At 34.3% G+C, this 19,186-nt stretch carries 9 protein-coding genes; 7 read left to right on the top strand and 2 right to left on the bottom strand.

Annotation, left to right across the window (positions count from 1 at the left end; translation table 11 throughout):
* Window positions 1-182: 182 nt before the first annotated feature.
* The 5 genes from KHA90_RS09505 to chiA all read left to right on the top strand — a co-directional run bounded on the left by KHA90_RS09505 (window position 183) and on the right by chiA (window position 14,317).
* Window positions 183-3,215 carry a SusC/RagA family TonB-linked outer membrane protein gene (locus tag KHA90_RS09505; RefSeq protein ID WP_213298404.1) on the top strand — a complete coding sequence of 1,011 codons (3,033 nt, stop codon included), beginning with the start codon at window positions 183-185 and terminating at the stop codon, window positions 3,213-3,215.
* Window positions 3,216-3,226: 11 nt separating this feature from the next.
* Window positions 3,227-4,810: a RagB/SusD family nutrient uptake outer membrane protein gene (locus KHA90_RS09500; RefSeq protein WP_213298401.1), complete on the top strand. Its 1,584-nt coding sequence runs from the start codon at window positions 3,227-3,229 to the stop codon at window positions 4,808-4,810.
* A 118-nt stretch (window positions 4,811-4,928) separates the two neighbouring features.
* A complete protein-coding gene (nagB, locus tag KHA90_RS09495) occupies window positions 4,929-6,866 on the top strand; it encodes a glucosamine-6-phosphate deaminase (protein WP_213298398.1) in 1,938 nt (645 codons plus the stop codon).
* A gap of 151 nt (window positions 6,867-7,017) precedes the next feature.
* A complete protein-coding gene (locus KHA90_RS09490) occupies window positions 7,018-9,084 on the top strand; it encodes a beta-N-acetylhexosaminidase (RefSeq protein ID WP_213298395.1) in 2,067 nt (688 codons plus the stop codon).
* A gap of 487 nt (window positions 9,085-9,571) precedes the next feature.
* On the top strand, window positions 9,572-14,317 hold the full coding sequence (gene chiA, locus KHA90_RS09485; protein ID WP_213298392.1) for a T9SS-translocated chitinase ChiA: 4,746 nt from the start codon (window positions 9,572-9,574) through the stop codon (window positions 14,315-14,317).
* Window positions 14,318-14,726: 409 nt separating this feature from the next.
* Here the strand turns inward: chiA and KHA90_RS09480 are convergent, their stop codons facing one another.
* Window positions 14,727-14,957 (bottom strand): hypothetical protein, encoded by a 231-nt coding sequence (locus KHA90_RS09480; protein ID WP_213298389.1) that lies wholly within the window; start codon window positions 14,955-14,957, stop codon window positions 14,727-14,729.
* Between the two features lie 628 nt (window positions 14,958-15,585).
* On the opposite strand from KHA90_RS09480, the gene KHA90_RS09475 reads away from it, so the two are divergent.
* The gene (locus tag KHA90_RS09475) at window positions 15,586-16,356 is read left to right on the top strand and encodes a TlpA family protein disulfide reductase (protein WP_213298387.1); all 771 of its coding nucleotides are present in this window, start codon (window positions 15,586-15,588) and stop codon (window positions 16,354-16,356) included.
* Between the two features lie 216 nt (window positions 16,357-16,572).
* Complete coding sequence (locus KHA90_RS09470) at window positions 16,573-18,192, top strand: ABC-F family ATP-binding cassette domain-containing protein (protein ID WP_213298385.1); 1,620 nt, start codon at window positions 16,573-16,575, stop codon at window positions 18,190-18,192.
* 59 nt (window positions 18,193-18,251) lie between these two features.
* Here the strand turns inward: KHA90_RS09470 and KHA90_RS09465 are convergent, their stop codons facing one another.
* Window positions 18,252-18,425: a hypothetical protein gene (locus KHA90_RS09465; protein WP_164502527.1), complete on the bottom strand. Its 174-nt coding sequence runs from the start codon at window positions 18,423-18,425 to the stop codon at window positions 18,252-18,254.
* Window positions 18,426-19,186 lie beyond the last annotated feature (761 nt).

Here is a 19,186-nt window from a genome sequence, read left to right as displayed (position 1 = left end):
TGCATAAAGCTTTAGTAAAAGTGATAAAAGGAATAAATAATTCAACTTGAAAACGTTTTCGTAAAACGCATTATTGATTGTTTTATGTCGTTGGTTTAAAATTTAAAGTCGTTTGTATAAATTATTTTTTTTAACAATACGTTAAGAATAAATTTACACCATAACTAACAAAATAAATAAACATGAAAAAAATTTTCTTAATCTTTATGATTGTTTTTACAGCGCAAGTTTCGCTTGCACAAGTAAAAAGTGTCAAAGGTGTGATTACAGATTCTGATGGATTGCCATTACCAGGGGCATCTGTTGCAGTGCAAGGAGGTCAAAAAGGTGCTACTACCGATTTTGATGGTTTGTACACAATTGAAGCACAAAAAGGACAGACTTTAGTTTTTACTTATGTAGGTCTTGAAACACAATCAATAGTTGTAGGAGATGCTGCTACAATTAATGTAAAAATGCAACAAGGAGCATCTAATGCGTTAAATGAAGTTGTTGTAACTTCATTAGGTATAAAGAAAACAAGAAAATCATTGACTTATTCAGCTCAGGAACTTAAGGGAGAAGAGTTAACTCGTGTAAAAGATGCCAACCTTATCAATACAATTGCAGGTAAAATTGCCGGTGTTGCCGTAACAAAAAGTTCTGGAGGTACTGGTGGATCTACTAAAGTTGTGATTCGTGGAAACTCTTCTGTGACAAATAATCAACCTTTATATGTTATCGATGGTATCCCAATGTTGAACTCAGGATCAGGTCAGCCTAATGATACATTTGGTAGTTTATCAGGAGGAAACCGTGATGGAGGAGATGTTGTTTCATTGATTAATCCTGATGATTACGAAGGAATGACAGTTCTTAAAGGAGCTGCAGCTTCTGTATTATACGGTTCTCAGGGAGCAAACGGAGTAATTTTACTTTCATCTAAAAAAGCTAAAGAAGGAAAAGGAAACATTACAGCTTCATCTGTTACAACTTTTGAAACAGCTGCTTATTTACCAAAATTTCAATCTGATTACATTGCTAATGTAGGTGAAGACGAAACTTGGGGTGACAAACAAAAATCGAAAGATCACGTAAAAGATTTCTTTAATACAGGAACGACACAAATTACATCTGTAGGATATTCTGCAGCAACAGCAACTACTTCTACAGCATTATCTTATGCTAATACATCAGGAACAGGAATTATCCCTGGAAATAGTATCAAGAAAAATAATTTTGGTATTCGCCAAAGTGCTAAGTTTTTTGATGATAAATTAACAGTTGGAGTAAATGCAAACTATACAACCCAATCAATTGCAAATAAACCAGTTAACGGTCTTTACTTTAATCCTTTGACAGGAGTTTATTTAATGCCTAGAGGAAATGACTTTAATGCATATAAGGAAAATTATGAAGTTTTTGATACAGACAGAAATTTAATGGCTCAAAATTGGATGACTAACAGAGATATTATGCAAAACCCATATTGGGCAATTAACAGAAATAAATCTGAAGACCTAAATACTTTCTTTAATGGTGCAATTACAGCTTCTTACAAAGCTAATAATTGGTTAACTATTGCTTCAAGATATAGTTATAACAGAATTGACAGCGAATTTGATAAAAAAATATTTGCTACAACTCAGGGAACATTGTCAAATGCAAATGGACGCTACATCAACGAAAACTCTTATAGCACACAACGTTACGGAGATTTAATTGCTACAATTAATACAAAAATTACTGATGATATAACATTCAATGCTAACGTTGGTACAAGTATAACAAATACATTAACAAATCAAAAAACAATTTTAGATTCTGGAATTGGTGGAGGATTAACTCTTACTAACTGGTTTACACTACATAACTTTGTAAATAACACAGGAAATTATCAAACAATTGGCTCTAAAAGAGAAGTACAATCTGTATTTGCAACTACTACTTTTGGATATAAAGAAATGTTGTATTTAGATTTAGCGGCTAGAAATGACTGGTCATCTACATTAGTGAATACAGATAGTCCATCTTACTTTTATCCTTCAGTGGGTGTAACAGGAATTCTTAGCGAAATGTTTACAATGCCTGAATTTATAAGTTTTGCTAAAGTTCGTGGAACTTATGCTCAAGTTGGTAATGACATTTCTTCTTTCGTTACAACTCCTGTAAATTATTTCCTTCCTGGACTTCCTGCACAGCCTCAGGTTGGTGTACAAAGTGGAACGACTTTAAAACCGGAATTAAAATCAGAGTTTGAATTTGGTACTGAATGGAGAATGTTTAACAACAGATTAGGTTTTGAAATTTCTTACTATAGCTCTGAAACTAAAAATCAATATTTACAGGTTATTGCTCCCGAAGGAAACCCAGAAGGAGTTAAATATTACGGATTTAATGCAGGAAGTATCGAAAATAAAGGTTTCGAGATAGTATTAAATGCTGGTATTGTCAGAGGTGATAAATTTTCATGGGATTCATCAATAAACTTCTCTCAAAATAGAAACAAGGTAAAAGAACTTCCTGATTCATTAGAAAAAGTTGTTAACCTTACAGATCCTGGAGTTAACAATTACCAATATTCAATAATAGAAGGAAGACCATTTGGAGCCATTATGGGTAAAAATATCTTAAGAGATGCTCAAGGTAGAATTTTATTAAATGCAGATGGAAAAATTCAAAATAACGGTTCAGATTTTGTTGAAGTAGGTAATGCAAATCCTGATTTTATGTTAGGTTTTTCTAACTCTTTCAAATTAGGAGCATTCTTTGCAAATGTTTTAATTGACGGACGTTTTGGTGGCGAGGTAATGAGTATGACTCAGGCTCAAAATGATTATTTTGGAGTATCTAAGGCTACAGGTGATGCCAGAAATGCTGGAGGAGTTGCAATCAATGCTGTTATGCCTGATGGAACAGCAGTTACCACAATGGATGCTAAAGATTATTACAAAACAGTTGGAGGAAGAGACGGAATTACGGGAGAATATGTTTATAGTGGTACAAATGTAAGTGTAAGAGAAATTTCTATAGGATATACTTTTAATCCTAAAAGACTTCCTGTTTTTCAAACAGCTAGTATCTCTTTAATTGCCAGAAACTTATTCTTTATTTATAAAGACGCTCCATTTGATCCAAATATTGCATTAAGTACAGGAGAAGGATTGCAAGGTGTTGATATCTATGGTTTACCATCTACTAGAAGTGTCGGTCTTAATTTAAATGTAACTTTCTAAATTCAAAAAAAATGAAATTAAAAAATATAAAAACAACAGCTGTCTGTATTTCATTACTTGCTGCAATAGGTTGTACAGATAATTTTGAGGATATTAATACAAATCCTAATGGTTTTAGTGAGGAGCAATTAACGCAAGACTTTAACCACATCAAAGGAGGTTTTGCTCCAATGTTTAATAATATTCAGGTATTAGGGAATCAAAGAGAAGATCAATACCAGCTGCAACAAAACTTAAATGCTGATGTTTGGTCTGGTTATATGGCTACACCAACTGGTTTTAGAGGAGGAAGTAATAATACAACTTACGATTTAGTTGATGGATGGAACGTTGCAATATGGAGTAATGCGTATCCAAATGTAATGTTTAATGCATATAATATTGCCAATAAAGCAAAAGGGAAATACGATCAGTTTTATGCACTTTCTCTTATTTTAAAAGTAGAAGGAATGCACAGAGTTACGGATATTTTTGGACCAATTATTTATTCTCAATACGGTAAAGAAGCACCAATACCTTACGATTCTCAGGAAGAGGTTTACAACCTAATGTTTTCTGAATTAGATATTGCTGTTACCGAATTGACAAAAAGGGTGGATGCAGGTGAACCTTCAGCTTTTACCGCTACAGATTTATCAGGTTATGAAGGTAATTATAAACAATGGGTAAAATTTGCCAATACTTTACGTTTAAGATTAGCAATGCGCATTGTAAAAGTAAAACCGGATATTGCAAAAGCTCAGGCTGAAAAAGCAATTGCACAAAAATTTGGAGTAATGACTACAAATGGAGATGCGTTTAAAATTGTATCGCCGGATTTTACAAATCCTATTGCTACAATTAGTGGTTCATGGTTAGATATTCGCATGTCTGCAGATATGGAATCTATTTTAAAAGGTTATGAAGATCCTAGAATAGCTACATATTTTGATACATCAACTCAATTTCCAGGACAATATAAAGGAATTCGTACTGGTATTACTATTGGAGGAAAAGGAGATCACCAGGATTTTTCAGGAATTGGTGCTGTTGTAAAATCGAAAGAAATTTATCTTTTTACAACTGCCGAAGCTTATTTTTTAAGAGCTGAAGGAGCTTTAAGAGGCTGGAATATGGGTAGTGATGCTGAATCATTATATAAATTAGGTATTCAGGCTTCATTTGATCAAAGAGGTGCTTCGGGAGCTGCTGCATATTCAGCAGACAATGTTAAACTACCTGTAGCTTACACAGATCCTAGTTTTCCTGTCAATAATGCTGCTCCAGTAAATAATGTAACAATTGCCTGGGATGCTGCTGCGACTAACGAGGTAAAATTGCAAAAAATTATTACTCAAAAATGGATCGCTGGTTTTCCTGAAGGACAAGAAGCATGGTCTGATTACAGAAGAACAGGTTATCCAAAATTATTTCCTGTAGTTGTAAATAACAGTGGAGGAAAAATTTCTACAGCCCTTGGAGTAAGAAGAATCAACTTTGTTCAGTCTGAGATTGCAAACAACAAAGAAGGTGTGGCAACGGGAGTTGCTAAATTAGGAGGACCGGATAATGGCGGAACCAGACTTTGGTGGGATACTACAGCTCCAAATTTCTAAAAAAAAATATCAAAAGAATTATAAGAATTTAAGTTTGGTAAGTAAATGGTATGAGTGACGAAAGTTACTTATACCATTTCAAAACCAAAATTGTAAATAGCAAAAAAAAGAAAAAGAAATGAAAAGTGCTTTAGAAATCAAACCTGATATCAGCTATAAAAGCGCGGGAAAATTTGAAGAAACCAGATTTGAAAAAATCCACAATGAAATCTTCAAAAATTCAGCAGAAGCTTCGATAATTGTAGCGCAGGAAATCGCGCAATTAATTAGATCTAAACAAGAAAAAAATAAATCTTGCGTATTAGGTTTAGCAACAGGTTCTTCTCCTATAAAAGTCTATGAGGAATTAGTGAGAATGCACAAAGAAGAAGGATTAAGCTTTAGCAATGTTATCACTTTTAATCTGGATGAATATTATCCAATGACAAGAGAGAACAATCAAAGCTATCATTATTTCATGCATCAGCATCTTTTTAATCACATTGATATCAACCCTGATAATGTTAATATTCCTGATGGAACCATCAATATTGAAGAATTAAATCAATATTGTATCGACTATGAAATGAATATTAAAAATGCAGGAGGACTTGATTTTCAACTATTAGGAATTGGGCGTACAGGTCACGTAGGTTTCAACGAACCAGGATCACACATCAATTCCGGAACCAGAATTATTACACTGGATCACATTACAAGAGTCGATGCTTCATCAGATTTTAATGGTATTGATAACGTTCCTAAAAGAGCGATTACCATGGGAGTTTCAACCATCATGAGATCAAAAAGAATTGTACTGATGGCATGGGGACAAAACAAAGCCGATATCGTCAAAAGAACCATTCAGGGGGATATTACTTCAGAAGTTCCGGCTACATTTTTACAAAATCATGCCAATGCAACTTTCGTATTGGATCAGTCTGCAGCATCAGAATTAACGCGTTTCAAAACGCCTTGGTTAGTGGGAGAATGCATTTGGAATCAGGAATTAAAAAGCAAAGCGATTGTTTGGTTGTGCCAAAAAACAAAACAATCGATATTAAAATTAACCGACAGAGATTACAATAACAACGGAATGTCTGATCTTTTGGCACAAGAAGGTTCTGCTTATGATTTGAACATCAACATGTTCAACGTATTGCAACATACCATTACAGGATGGCCGGGTGGAAAACCCAATACCGACGATTCACACCGTCCGGAAAGAGCAAATCCTGCAAAAAAACGAGTGATTCTTTTTAGTCCACATCCTGATGATGATGTGATTTCTATGGGAGGAACTTTTTCAAAATTGATAAAACAAGGTCATGATGTACACGTAGTATATCAAACCTCCGGAAATATAGCTGTTACAGATGACGAAGCATTGAAATTTGCTGAAGTTGCCAAGGATTTTGTTGGCGATGCTGCAAGTGGAATCAACTTCAAATCGATCATTGAATTTTTAAACAATAAATCAGAAAACCAGATCGATTCTCTTGAAGTTCGAAAATTAAAAGGACTTATCAGAAGAAGAGAATCTTATGCAGCAACAAGATACATAGGTTTAAAAGATGAGAATACACACTTTTTAGATCTTCCGTTTTATGAAACAGGACAAGTAAAAAAGAATCCGCTAGGGCCTGAAGATATTGCTATTGTAAAAGATATTATTGCTCAAATAAAACCACATCAGGTATTTGCTGCGGGAGATCTTGCAGATCCACACGGAACGCATGAGGTTTGTTTAAACGCAATATTTGCAGCAATGAAGCAATTGAAACCAGAAAAATACATGGACGATTGCTGGCTTTGGTTGTATAGAGGCGCTTGGCACGAATGGGACATTCACGAAATTGATATGGCAGTGCCGCTTTCTCCATCAGAAGTATTATTGAAACGTCATGCGATTTTATACCACCAGTCTCAAAAAGACAGAGTAATGTTTCAGGGAAATGACTCAAGAGAATTTTGGGTAAGAGCTGAGGACCGTAATAAAAATACAGCAATTCTATACGATGATTTAGGATTGGCAGAATACGAAGCAATCGAAGCATTCAAACGTTTTGATTACTAAAATTAAAATTTAGATTCGGGTGAGAGCGAATCACATTACAAAATTCAGATTGATTTCATAATGATAGTGAGGGTCCGGAAGTCACTCTGAGTTTTGTTTCTTATTATTTAATACCGTTATCTCAGGATAACATCTTTCAAAAAAATTAAAAATGAAATATTTATTAGTCCTAATATTAGCAGGTGTAACATCTAGTGCTCAAATTCAAAAAGAGCAATTAAATCTTATGCCCTGGCCTCAAAGTGTTGTTTTAAACGATGGAAATTTTACTTTAAATAAAAATTTTAAAGTAAACATTACCGGAAATCCTAATCCAAGAATTTTTGGAGGAGTAACTCGTTTTTTGCGCCGCTTAGATGGTAGAACCGGTATTTTTTTCGAACAGGGTTTTATTGCAAAATTAAATGAAGTTCCTAATGCGACACTTCAGATCAATTGTGAGAAAGGCGGAAAAATTGGTTTGTATGAAGATGAAAGTTACCATTTAGACATCAAACAAAATCAAATTACAATAAATGCAACCAGTGATTTAGGCGCACTTCACGGCCTGGAAACGTTATTGCAAATGTTGCAAAATAATAGTACTTCATTTTATTTTCCAAACTCAAAAGTTTCAGATTTTCCAAGATTTACATGGAGAGGATTAATGATAGATGCTGCAAGACATTTTCAGCCGGTTGATGTTATTAAACGAAATGTCGATGCATTGGCAGCCATGAAAATGAACGTTTTTCACTGGCATTTAGTAGACGATCAGGGTTGGAGAATCGAAATGAAAAAACATCCAAAATTAATCGAATTAGCTTCGGATGGACAATATTACACACAAGAGGAAATTAGAAATATCGTAAAATATGCTGATGAGCGTGGTATTTTAATCGTTCCTGAAATAGACGTTCCGGGTCATGGATCGGCAATACTTACCGCTTATCCGGAAATAGGAAGCAAAGTGATTACACTGACAGGAGGAACATCTGAAAAAAATATTCAGGGAACAGCAATTGCGACCTATGGAATTGAAAGAAATGCTGGGATTTTTTCGCCAACATTAGATCCTTCAAATCCTAAAACATACCAATTATTAAGTGAGATATTTGATGAGGTTTGTCCGTTATTCCCAGGCTCTTATTTTCATATCGGGGGCGATGAAAACGAAGGTAAAGACTGGGATGCAAACCCAAAAATTCAGGAATTCAAAAAGAAAAATAAGTTAGCATCCAATCATGAATTGCAAACCTATTTTACCATGCAATTAGTTCCAATGTTGAAAAAACACGGAAAACAATTAATGGGATGGGAAGAAATTTTGACTAAAAACATGTCAAAAGAGGCCATTATTCATTCCTGGAGAGGTCCTAATGAAGGAGTTGTTGCAGGACAATCATTAACGGATGCCGTAAAAAAAGGCTATAAAACAGTATTGTCAAACGGCTATTATATCGATTTGATGTACCCAATTGCAAGTCATTATTTAAATGATCCAATGCCAAAAGGAGCGGATTTAACAGCAGAAGAAAAAGCAAGAATATTAGGTGGAGAAGCTACAATGTGGACAGAATTAGCAACGCCAACAACAATTGATTCAAGACTTTGGCCAAGAACAGCTGCAATTGCAGAAAGACTCTGGTCAGCCGAAGATATCACAGATGTGGCAAGTATGCGCAAACGTCTTGAAGTAGTTTCTTTTAGGTTAGAAGAACTTGGATTGACACACATTCGAAACAGAGCCGTTATTTTAAGAAACATCTCAAATAATCAAAATATAAAATCCCTAAACGAATTTGCAAATGTTTGCGAACCATTAAAAGGATACACACGTAACAAAGGCGGAACAGAATATCAAATGTATTCTCCATTCACACTTTTTGCCGATGCCTGTACGCCGGATGCCAAAGAATCTTTAGCTTTTGATGATGCCGTAACACAATATTTAGCCAATAAAACGCCAGAAAATAAAGCAAAAGTAACCGCATTTTTTAATAAATGGATTGCAGTAAACAAAGGATTAATCGAACTGAGTGCCAATGCTCCTTTAGTGCAATCTCTATTACCATTGTCTAAAAAACTAAATGACGCATCACAGGAATTGTTGCTTGTTTTAGACAAAAAATCCACATTAAAAACAGATGATTTAAAAAATTTAATTGAACAATGTAATTCTAAAGACCATGCTGATGTTGAGCTATCAGTATATACAAGTCTTAAAAAATTAATATAAAGTTTAGTTTGAGTTAGTATTTAGTACGTTTTGTTACCATGATTATTAGTAATTTTTTTATCTCTGCCAGAATTCCTCTCTGGCAGAGATAATATGGTAACGCAATACATTTAGAACAATGAATCAAAAAACATAAAAAATAACCACCAAAAAGAATTATTAACATTTAAAAACCAAATAAGTAGAGTAAAAACAAAACATGACAAACCAAGTAGTGAAATTGATGAATCCCAAATTTATCAGTTGTAGTTAACCTAATTTTTTAAACAATTAAATAAATATCAATCAGTACTATTTACTAATGATTATGGATGATCGGTAATAGTAGTATTTATTTCTAGAAGTTATATGAATTAATTTCCAGTGAGTTGCAATGTTTTCTATTTGCAATGAACTGAATCCCAGTTGTTGTATTTACATGCTTTGTTGGTATGTAAGGTATCGTAATTGGAATATTTATTTTCTATTAACCAATATTAATTTAATTATGAAACATTATTACAGATTGCTTTTTTTGTTACTGTTTCCCTTACTTGCGTTAGCTCAACCGGCTCACGGTAAAAAGGTAGTAGGGTATTATGCGCAATGGTCTATTTATGCCCGGGATTTCAATGTCCCAAAAATAGATGGAAGTAAAATTACGCATTTGAATTATTCTTTTTATGGGACAACTTTTGATCCTGCCCATCCGGAGAATACGAAGTTGTTATGTTTAGATTCCTACGCGGATTTTGAACATATGGAAGGCGGAATCCCGTGGGATGCTCCGGTAAAAGGAAACTTTTATGACTTGATGAAACTCAAGCAAAAGTATCCGCACTTAAAAATTCTTATTTCTGTAGGAGGATGGACAAAAGGTCAGGATCTTTCTCCAATTGCAGCAAGTCCAGTTGCAAGAGCCGCTTTGGCAGCAGATATGGCAAAATTTATTGTAACATATCCGTTTATTGATGGATTTGACATTGACTGGGAATATCCTCTTTCCGGCGGAACAGATGGTACCGAAGTAATTAACGGCGCACCAATTCCTCCACAAAAGTACAGTCCGGACGACAACAAAAATTTAGTGTATTTATTGAAAGCAATGCGTCAGGCAATGCCAAATAAATTAGTGACAATTGCTGCCGGAAACAATGTTCGTAAAGTTGGATCTCAATATCTAGGACCAAACAACAGAACACAATACGGAATGACAGAAGACATTTCGACTTATTGTGATTACATCACTTATTTTGGATATGATTTTGGCGGAAACTGGTACGATAAAACATGCTACAATGCACCATTATATGCAAGCGGAAACACAAACGATCCACTTTATGGCGCAGCACAATCCGAATCATTAGACGAATTAACGAATCAATATTTAAATGTTGTTGGTTTTCCTGCGAATAAATTAATCATGGGATTGCCTTTCTACGGAAAGAAATTCGATAATGTTGCCAATAACGGAACCAATCCTAATTTACCGGGATTATTCGTTTCTGCACCAAGATATACAGTTTCAGGATGCACAAATCCGCAAAATCCAACAGGAACATGGGACGGTCCCGCTGCCTGCGAAAAATCAGGAAGCATCGAAATTTGTGATTTAGTCGGGAATCCCGTAACAAATTCACATGCTTATTTAGATCCAAGTACCATGTTAGTTACACCAACTGCAGCAGCTGCAGGATGGGTTCGCTATTTTGACAATACAACAAAAGTTCCTTATTTGTATAATGCTACTTTAAAACAGTTTATTTCTTATGAAGATAAGCAATCAATGGATTTAAAAGTACAATATATTAAATCAAGAAATCTTGCCGGAGGTATGGTTTGGGAATTATCTCAGGATACCAGAGGTTCTATCCCAAATTCATTATTAACTCAGGTTGACACATCATTTGGAAGCGTTGTTCCCGGAACAGTAAGTATTTCAGGATCTGTGAAAAACGGATCAGCTTTAGTTCCGGATGTAACCGTTGATTTACGTAATGCAAGCAATGTAGTATTACAAACAGTAGTTTCTACAGGCGGTAATTTTACCTTCAGCAATTTAACATCGGGACAAAATTATATTCTTACCGCTTCAAAAGCGACGTATACTTTTACTGCCGTAACGTTAACAAATGTTACAGTAAACCAAACCGCTGTCGTTATCAACGGAACTCAACCAACTTATACCGTTGGAGGAACAGTGCTTAACGGAGCAACTCCAGTTTCTGGCGTAACAGTTACAGCAACTTCAGGAGCAACAGTTTTAACTGCAGTTTCAAATGCAAGCGGAGTTTACAGCGTTGCAGGTTTAACAGCAGGACTTAATTTTACAGTTACAGCTGCAAAATCAGGATTCTCATACACACCGGCTTCAACTGTTTACAATGCAATTGATGCAAACAAAACGTTGAATTTTGCTCAGGGATTACCAGTTGTTAACTACACAGTAAGCGGAACTATTTTAAACAATACAACTCCGGTTTCTGGTGTAACAGTTACAGCAACTTCTACAGCAGGAAATTTTACAGCAGTTACAAATGCAAGCGGCGTTTATTCGCTTAGTTTGCCTTCTGCAGGAAATTATACAGTAACAGCTGCTTTAGCTGGACAAACGTACACGCCGGCTTCAACAGTTTATACTAATTTAAATGCAAATAAAACATTAAACTTCGCTCAGGATGTTGTTGTAATTGGTACAAACAAAATTAGCGGAACAGTTAAAAACGGAACTAATCCGGTTGCTGGTGCAAAAGTAGAATTGGTTTTACCCTGGACAGATAACACGCACAATTGGAAAAGTGTTATTGCAACAACAGATGCACAAGGAAAATACAGTTTTGATAACGCAGTTGTAGCACGATATACAACAGTTACAAGCTTAAAATTAAATAGTTGGGAAAACGGAGAAGTAGTTTATTTACCATCTAATCTGGCAAACTTTCCAGTTCCTGCAAACCCAACCGTGTATAACTTTAATACAAGTTCTACTGCAAGAGCTGCGCTGGCGAGTACAAACTTTATTAGCGGTTCTGTAAAAAATGGAACAACTGCTGTTGCAGGAGCAAAAGTAGAATTAGTTTTACCATGGACAGATAACACACACAACTGGAAAAGTGTTATAGCAACAACAGATGCATCAGGAAATTATACTTTCGATAATACAGTTGTAGCTGGTTATACACAAGTTTTAAGTTTGAAATTAAATGCTTGGGAAAATGGTGAAGTGACTTATTACCCAAATAACTTAGCCAACTTTGCAGTTCCAACAACTCCAACAGTTTATAATTTTAATAGACAAGCGGTGGTTGCGACTAAGCCAGTGGTTACGATCACAGCGCCAACAGCTTCAACGATTGCTATAAATTTAGGATCAGCAATTAATTTTGTTGCAAGTGTTGGTTTAAGTGCTGCTGATGCCACTACAATCTCATCGGTTGTATTTAGTTTAGATGGACAAAGCCTGAGTGTTACAAATTCATCAGGAACTTATACATCCGTTTGGACACCGGCAGCAAATCAGTTTTCGCTTAGTCATACTTTAACCGTTACGGCTACTGCATCAAACGGGACAACAGATGCAAAAACATACAGTTTTACATTAAATTGTTCAGGTGCAAACTGTCCAAATTCATTGCCTGTAATTACTTGGAATTCACCATCGAATACGACTGTAAACCAAAGTACTTTCCAGGTTGTGCCAATTTCAGTTACAGCAGTAGATAGTAACGGATCGGTTTCAGGCGTTACTATTACAATAAATGGAGGTACGTTTAACATGACAGCAGGTACAAATAATACCTATACGTATAATTTTACACCATCTGCTTACAAGGATTATCCAGTTGTAATCAAAGCAACCGATAATCAATCTGGTGTAACTACATTAAACAATACCATTAAAATTGCTCCGGTAAGCACGAATAGATTCATTCCGCTTCCATCCAAAATTATTTTAGGATACGCACATTCTTGGGAAAATGCTGGTGCTCCATTTTTGTATTTTTCTCAAATGGTGGGAAGTAAATTTAACGTAGTTGATTATTCTTTCGTAGAAACAGTTAATCGTGATGGTTACACACCAATATTAACTACAAATGACACAAGATATTTGACTAATGGCGTTTTCAATAAGCAATTGTTGAAAAATGATATAAAATCCTTAAGAGATAGCGGAGTTCCTGTTATTGTCTCTATTGGAGGTCAAAATGGTCATGTTGTTTTAGACAATGTAACTCAAAAAAATATTTTTGTTAATGGCCTGAAAGCAATTATTGATGAGTATCAATTTGATGGAGTTGATATTGATTTTGAAGGCGGATCAATGAATTTTAATGCAGGAGGTTTAAGAGATATTTCTTATGCAGGTATTTCTGCTTATCCAAGATTAAAAAACGTAGTAGATGCTTTCAAAGAATTAAAAGCGTACTATGGTCCTGGATTTTTATTAACTGCAGCTCCTGAAACACAATACGTACAAGGAGGATATTCTACCTATACAGATACTTTTGGTTCTTTTGTGCCAATCATTCAAAACTTACGTAATGAATTAGATTTGTTAGCGGTACAATTGTATAATACAGGAGGAGAAAACGGATTAGATGGTCAATATTATGGTTCAGCTAAAAAAGCAAACATGGTAACAGCCCTAACCGATATGGTGATAAAAGGATATAACATTGGTACAACAGGAATGCATTTTGATGGTTTACCGCCGTCAAAAGTTCTTATTGCATTACCGGCATGTCCAAGTGCAGCAGGCAGCGGTTATTTAACGCCGGCAGAAGGAATTAGTGCTATGAATTATTTAAGAACCGGAACCACTTTTTCAGGAAGAACATACACTATGCAGCCAGGCGGACCTTATCCTTCGTTAAGAGGTTTAATGACCTGGTCTGTAAACTGGGATGCATCTTCATGTGGTAATTCATCTGAATTATCTAAAGCGTATGCCGCTTATTTTGCTTCACAGTCAACAGCAAAAATGCTGTCATTGGATAAAATCGAAGCGAATGGTAAAACGATAGCTTATTTCAAAAACGATTTATTATCAGTTACAAATGACACCGAAGATATCGCACAGGTTGATGTATACAACACCATCGGACAATCAGTTCTAAGTCATAAAAACATTCAGAATAACAAAGAAATCTTGCTTCAAAACCAAAGTTTCACAACAAAACAATTGTTTATAGTTGTAGTAACCGACAAAGCAGGAAACAAAAAATCATTCAAAGTAATGAACTTTTTAAACTAAAGTTCAACGAATGAAAATCTAGAAATAAAAAAATTGGAACGGTTAAAATTGAGTTTGGTTATTTATTTTTTAATCTGGTTTTTATTTCGAATAAATGCATCAAGTTTAGGTGATTTGTTATTTGGTTTTCACCTAAAGGAGAGCATTATGAACCTGGCAATTTTATTGTCAGGTTTTTTTGTTTGGAACAATTTCTATTAATTATTTAGGATTAATGCCAAAACCTGTGGAGTTATAAATTAGGAATGAATTTTACCGCAAAGTTCACTAAGATTTAATTTTACTGTACACATAGAAAACACAAAGTTCACAAAGCTGGATCGAGACAAAGCTTTGTGAACTTTGTGTTTTTTAAACATCCTATTCGATAAAATCTTAGGGAACTTTGCGTTAGAATTATTTACAATATTTAATCTTCCAAATAAGGATCTAAAATTTCTGCCAGTTTATTAAGCCAGTAAAAATTATCTTCAATATTCTTTATTTCAGATTGTATAGTTTCACACCCTCTCATAACGCTTAACGAAAGCGCATTATTTACTTCTCGTATTATTTTTGCCATTTCTTTAGAATCAATATCATCATTAAAAAAAATGTTTAATCTCGTTTCAACTTTATTTGAAAGGCTATCTGTAGTCATTGTCTTATTTTTTTACAAACTTAAAGAACATTTATTTTTGATATGACACAAATTTGTGTCAAAGTGATGTATTTCTTGATATTAGAGTAACTTTTTAAATTTTATTTTAATTATAAGCAATTTTTTCAGGAGCTAATCCCGCTATCCGTTTCAATCTTTTATGTCCGCCGCGGCGGACACAAAAGGATTTCCACTTCTATCGGGGCTATGACATTAGAATTCATAAGAAATCTAGAAGTATTTAACATCTTGTTTTTCATCCTGAGATTGTATAAAAACACAAAGTAACCCCAGTATTGTCATCCTGACGAAGGAAGGATCTCCGCAAGATACTCCGTACAGAATGTGACCAATCTTTGTCGAGCTACTTACGGAGATCCTTCCTTCGTCAGGATGACAAAAAATGCGAGTAAAAACAAAAAGAAAATCCGTGTAAATTAGTTAAATCCGTAAAACCCGTGCGCCATTACAACACAAACTAACCACAATCATTTTCGACAAAAAGGAGAATAAAAAATCCGTGTCAAATCCGCGTTTTCGCGATAGCAAATCCGTGTCATCCGCGTGCCATTTTTTTGCGCAGTAATTTTAAGTACTTTTGAATCCCAATTATTCCATTAAAAATTCCATGCAAAAATCAATCAACATCATAATATTTTTAATATTCACTTCATGTTTCAGTCAAACAAATCATGAAACCCCGAAAGTTGACCCAATCCAAATTCAGAATAACTTCAGCAATTGGTCAGTATATCAAAGCAAAAACATCATGCTTTCCAGAGATTTTATTGCATTTGATTCAAATTCAAAAGAAATTTCAAAAGAATCTTTTTTAGACCAATTAGCAAATGGAAACTATATTCCAATTCAATTAAAATCAGAAGATTCAATTTACTATTTTAAATTATTTCAGATTCAGCCTAATTCAGATACAAGCATAAAAGCCACCATCAATCAAATTGCTTTTGACGCACTTAAGAATTACAAAATGGAAGGAACGCCTTTCCCTAAATTTTCCTTCAAAGATTTAAACGGAAATCTGGTTTCAAACGAATCAATGAAAGGTAAAATTATTGTCATAAAATGCTGGTACATTCACTGCACGCCTTGCATAAGAGAATTTCCCCAAGTAAATAAACTAGCAGACAAATACAAAGACCGAAAAGATATACTATTTATAAGCCTCGCCGAAGATTCTCCCCAACAATTAAAAGTATTTTTAGCAAAAAGACCATTGGCATATTCTGTAATTCCGGATATGAAAATTTATATGAATGAAAAACTCGATTTAAATGCTTTCCCAACACATTTTATTTTAAATAAAGAAGGTTTGATTTCAAAGGTTCTTCCTAATTTCGAAAGCTTGGAAGTAGCGCTATCGAAGGTAAGTGAATTGTAGTTTTTAAACCATATAAGTGATATAAGAAAATATAAGGTTGATTTAAATTGCAAAGAAGTTTAATTAATCTCGCAAAGGTGCAAAGTTTTTATTAGGCAATAAGTTTAGTTTAAATGAACTTACATCACTTATATGGTGAAAATTTCGCCCCGAAGTTCCTTTGCAACTCTGAACCTTTTTCCGTACTTTTGCACAAAATTAATTAAAAAGACATTCATGTTAACAGTCAATAATTTATCAGTTCAATTTGGCAAACGAATTTTGTTTGACGAAGTAAATACCACATTCACACACGGAAATATTTATGGAGTTATTGGAGCCAATGGTGCTGGAAAATCTACTTTTCTAAAAATCATTTCAGGCGATATTGACCCAACTTCCGGACACATTCATTTAGAACCGGGAAAACGTATGTCGGTTTTAACCCAAAATCACAATTTGTTCGACGAGCATACGGTTTTGGAAACTGTTTTGATGGGAAATAAAGTTCTTTATGCTGTTAAAAAAGAAATGGATGAACTTTATTTAGACTACAACGACAAAAACGCAGACAGAATTGGAGAACTTCAGGTTCAGTTTGAAGAAATGAACGGTTGGAATGCAGATTCTGATGCAGCTTCGATGTTGTCTAACTTAGGAATCAACGAAGAACATCATTATACATTAATGGGTGATCTTGAGGGGAAAATTAAAGTGCGTGTACTTTTGGCGCAAGCCCTTTTCGGAAACCCTGATTTGCTTATTATGGATGAGCCTACCAACGACCTGGATTTTGAAACCATTTCCTGGTTAGAAAATTTCTTAGCAAATTATGAAAATACAGTAATTGTAGTTTCTCACGACCGTCACTTTTTAGATTCAGTTTGTACACATATTTCAGATATTGATTTTGGAAAAATAAACCATTATTCAGGAAACTATACATTCTGGTACGAGTCTAGCCAATTAGCGGCAAAACAACGTGCACAGCAAAACAAAAAAGCAGAAGAAAAGAAACAGGAATTAGAAGAATTTATTCGTCGTTTTAGCGCCAACGTTGCAAAATCAAAACAAGCAACATCCCGTAAAAAAATGATCTCTAAATTGAATATTTCAGATATTAAACCTTCAAGCCGTCGTTATCCTGCGATTATTTTTGATCAGGATCGTGAAGCAGGAGATCAGATTTTGAATGTAGAAAATTTAGAAGCTTCTGTAGATGGAGAACTTTTGTTTAAAGGAGTACACTTGAATATGGCAAAAGGCGACAAAATCGTGCTTTTCTCAAAAGATTCACGTGCTACAACAGCATTCTACGAAATCCTAAACAATCAGCAAAAAGCTGACGCAGGAACTTTTGATTGGGGAATTACTACGAATCAAGCTTATTTACCAGCTGAAAATCACTCATTCTTTGAAAACGATTTGACACTAGTAGACTGGTTACGTCAATACGCAAAAACAGAAGAAGAACGCGATGAGGTATTTATTAGAGGATTTCTAGGAAAAATGATTTTCTCTGGAGAAGAAGCTTTAAAAACAAGCCGTGTGTTATCAGGAGGAGAAAAAGTACGTTGTATGCTTTCCAGAATGATGATGGAAAGAGCCAATATCCTTATGCTTGATGAACCAACAAATCACTTGGATTTGGAATCTATTACAGCTTTCAATAATTCATTAAAAAACTTCAAAGGTTCTGTGATTTTCACAACACATGATCACGAGTTTGCACAAACTGTTGGTAATAGAGTAGTAGAGCTTACACCAAACGGAGCAATCGATCGCTACATGACATTTGATGAATATTTAGACGACGAAAAAGTTCAGGAATTAAGAACAAAAATGTACGCTAAATAAAACATAGTTTTATATAAAAAAGAAATCCCGTTCGGTAATCGAACGGGATTTTTTTATATTTACTTTCTTCCGAAAAGCTTAGCGAATATAAAGATGATTATTGCAACAATAAAAATCACAATAAAGATCCCGAATCCCATTCCGGCCTTAAAAATGTCTCCAATAACTTCGCAACTTGTAAATGAAAATAGTATTACGAATACCATTAACAAACGTGTAATGTTCTTTTGCATGATTTTGCTGTTTTTAATTGTTTTAAAAAGAATTTAATATTCTAATTATCGTAGAATAAAATTACTTCAAACAACAAAAAAAGTGTTATATAATTTTACGGGAAAGTTCTATGATTTGGATAAGAGTTTTGTTTTTAGAAAATGCTCATAAGAATTTTTCAGACACAGAAACAATTAGCTTTAATATTCTGTGGTTATTTCGTATGTAGATTTTATTTTGAAACTATCATTTGATACTATAAAAAGTAGTCATATGAATGATTGAAGTTAATTTTATTTCAAATATTATTATAAGAAGAAGACAAAAAAGAAAATAAGGGTATATGCTGCAAAATAATCGCCTTCCAAATTCATAAGAGCTCCAGCGGAGCGATATAATATTTATAGCTTAATTAATATGTTCAATGGTTAAAGCTAGCGGAGCGATATAATATTTTGAATTCAATACATGCCACCCCGCTGGGGTTCATATGAAATAATCTATAATCTGATATAAATATAACGTCCCGCTGGGACTATTCAGAATGATGAACATAAATTAAGATAACATTTCCATTAATTGAATTTTATTCCCGCACGAATCATCCCAAAATCGCAATTGTTGCAAATGGTTATATAATTGGATCAAAAGTTTTAATTTAGAGATTGTTTTTTAATAATAAATAATCGCTTTCCAATACATAAAAGCTCCATAGGAGCGCCATATTTATAGCTAATAAATACGTTCGATTGGTAAAAGCTCCATCGGAGCGATATATTAT

The sequence above is a fragment of the Flavobacterium psychroterrae genome, assembly GCF_018380615.1.
In the GTDB taxonomy this organism is placed as follows: domain Bacteria; phylum Bacteroidota; class Bacteroidia; order Flavobacteriales; family Flavobacteriaceae; genus Flavobacterium; species Flavobacterium psychroterrae.
The sequence above is the reverse complement of the archived record's forward strand: the minus strand, read 5'-3'. Positions and strand labels throughout refer to the sequence as shown.

What these genes read in the sequence shown, in the direction of transcription:
- KHA90_RS09505 (WP_213298404.1), top strand. Translation starts at nt 183, where the DNA reads ATGAAAAAAATTTTCTTAATCTTTATGATTGTTTTTACAGCGCAAGTT.
- KHA90_RS09500 (WP_213298401.1), top strand. Translation starts at nt 3,227, where the DNA reads ATGAAATTAAAAAATATAAAAACAACAGCTGTCTGTATTTCATTACTT.
- nagB (WP_213298398.1), top strand. Translation starts at nt 4,929, where the DNA reads ATGAAAAGTGCTTTAGAAATCAAACCTGATATCAGCTATAAAAGCGCG.
- KHA90_RS09490 (WP_213298395.1), top strand. Translation starts at nt 7,018, where the DNA reads ATGAAATATTTATTAGTCCTAATATTAGCAGGTGTAACATCTAGTGCT.
- chiA (WP_213298392.1), top strand. Translation starts at nt 9,572, where the DNA reads ATGAAACATTATTACAGATTGCTTTTTTTGTTACTGTTTCCCTTACTT.
- KHA90_RS09480 (WP_213298389.1), bottom strand. Translation starts at nt 14,957, where the DNA reads ATGACTACAGATAGCCTTTCAAATAAAGTTGAAACGAGATTAAACATT.
- KHA90_RS09475 (WP_213298387.1), top strand. Translation starts at nt 15,586, where the DNA reads ATGCAAAAATCAATCAACATCATAATATTTTTAATATTCACTTCATGT.
- KHA90_RS09470 (WP_213298385.1), top strand. Translation starts at nt 16,573, where the DNA reads ATGTTAACAGTCAATAATTTATCAGTTCAATTTGGCAAACGAATTTTG.
- KHA90_RS09465 (WP_164502527.1), bottom strand. Translation starts at nt 18,425, where the DNA reads ATGCAAAAGAACATTACACGTTTGTTAATGGTATTCGTAATACTATTT.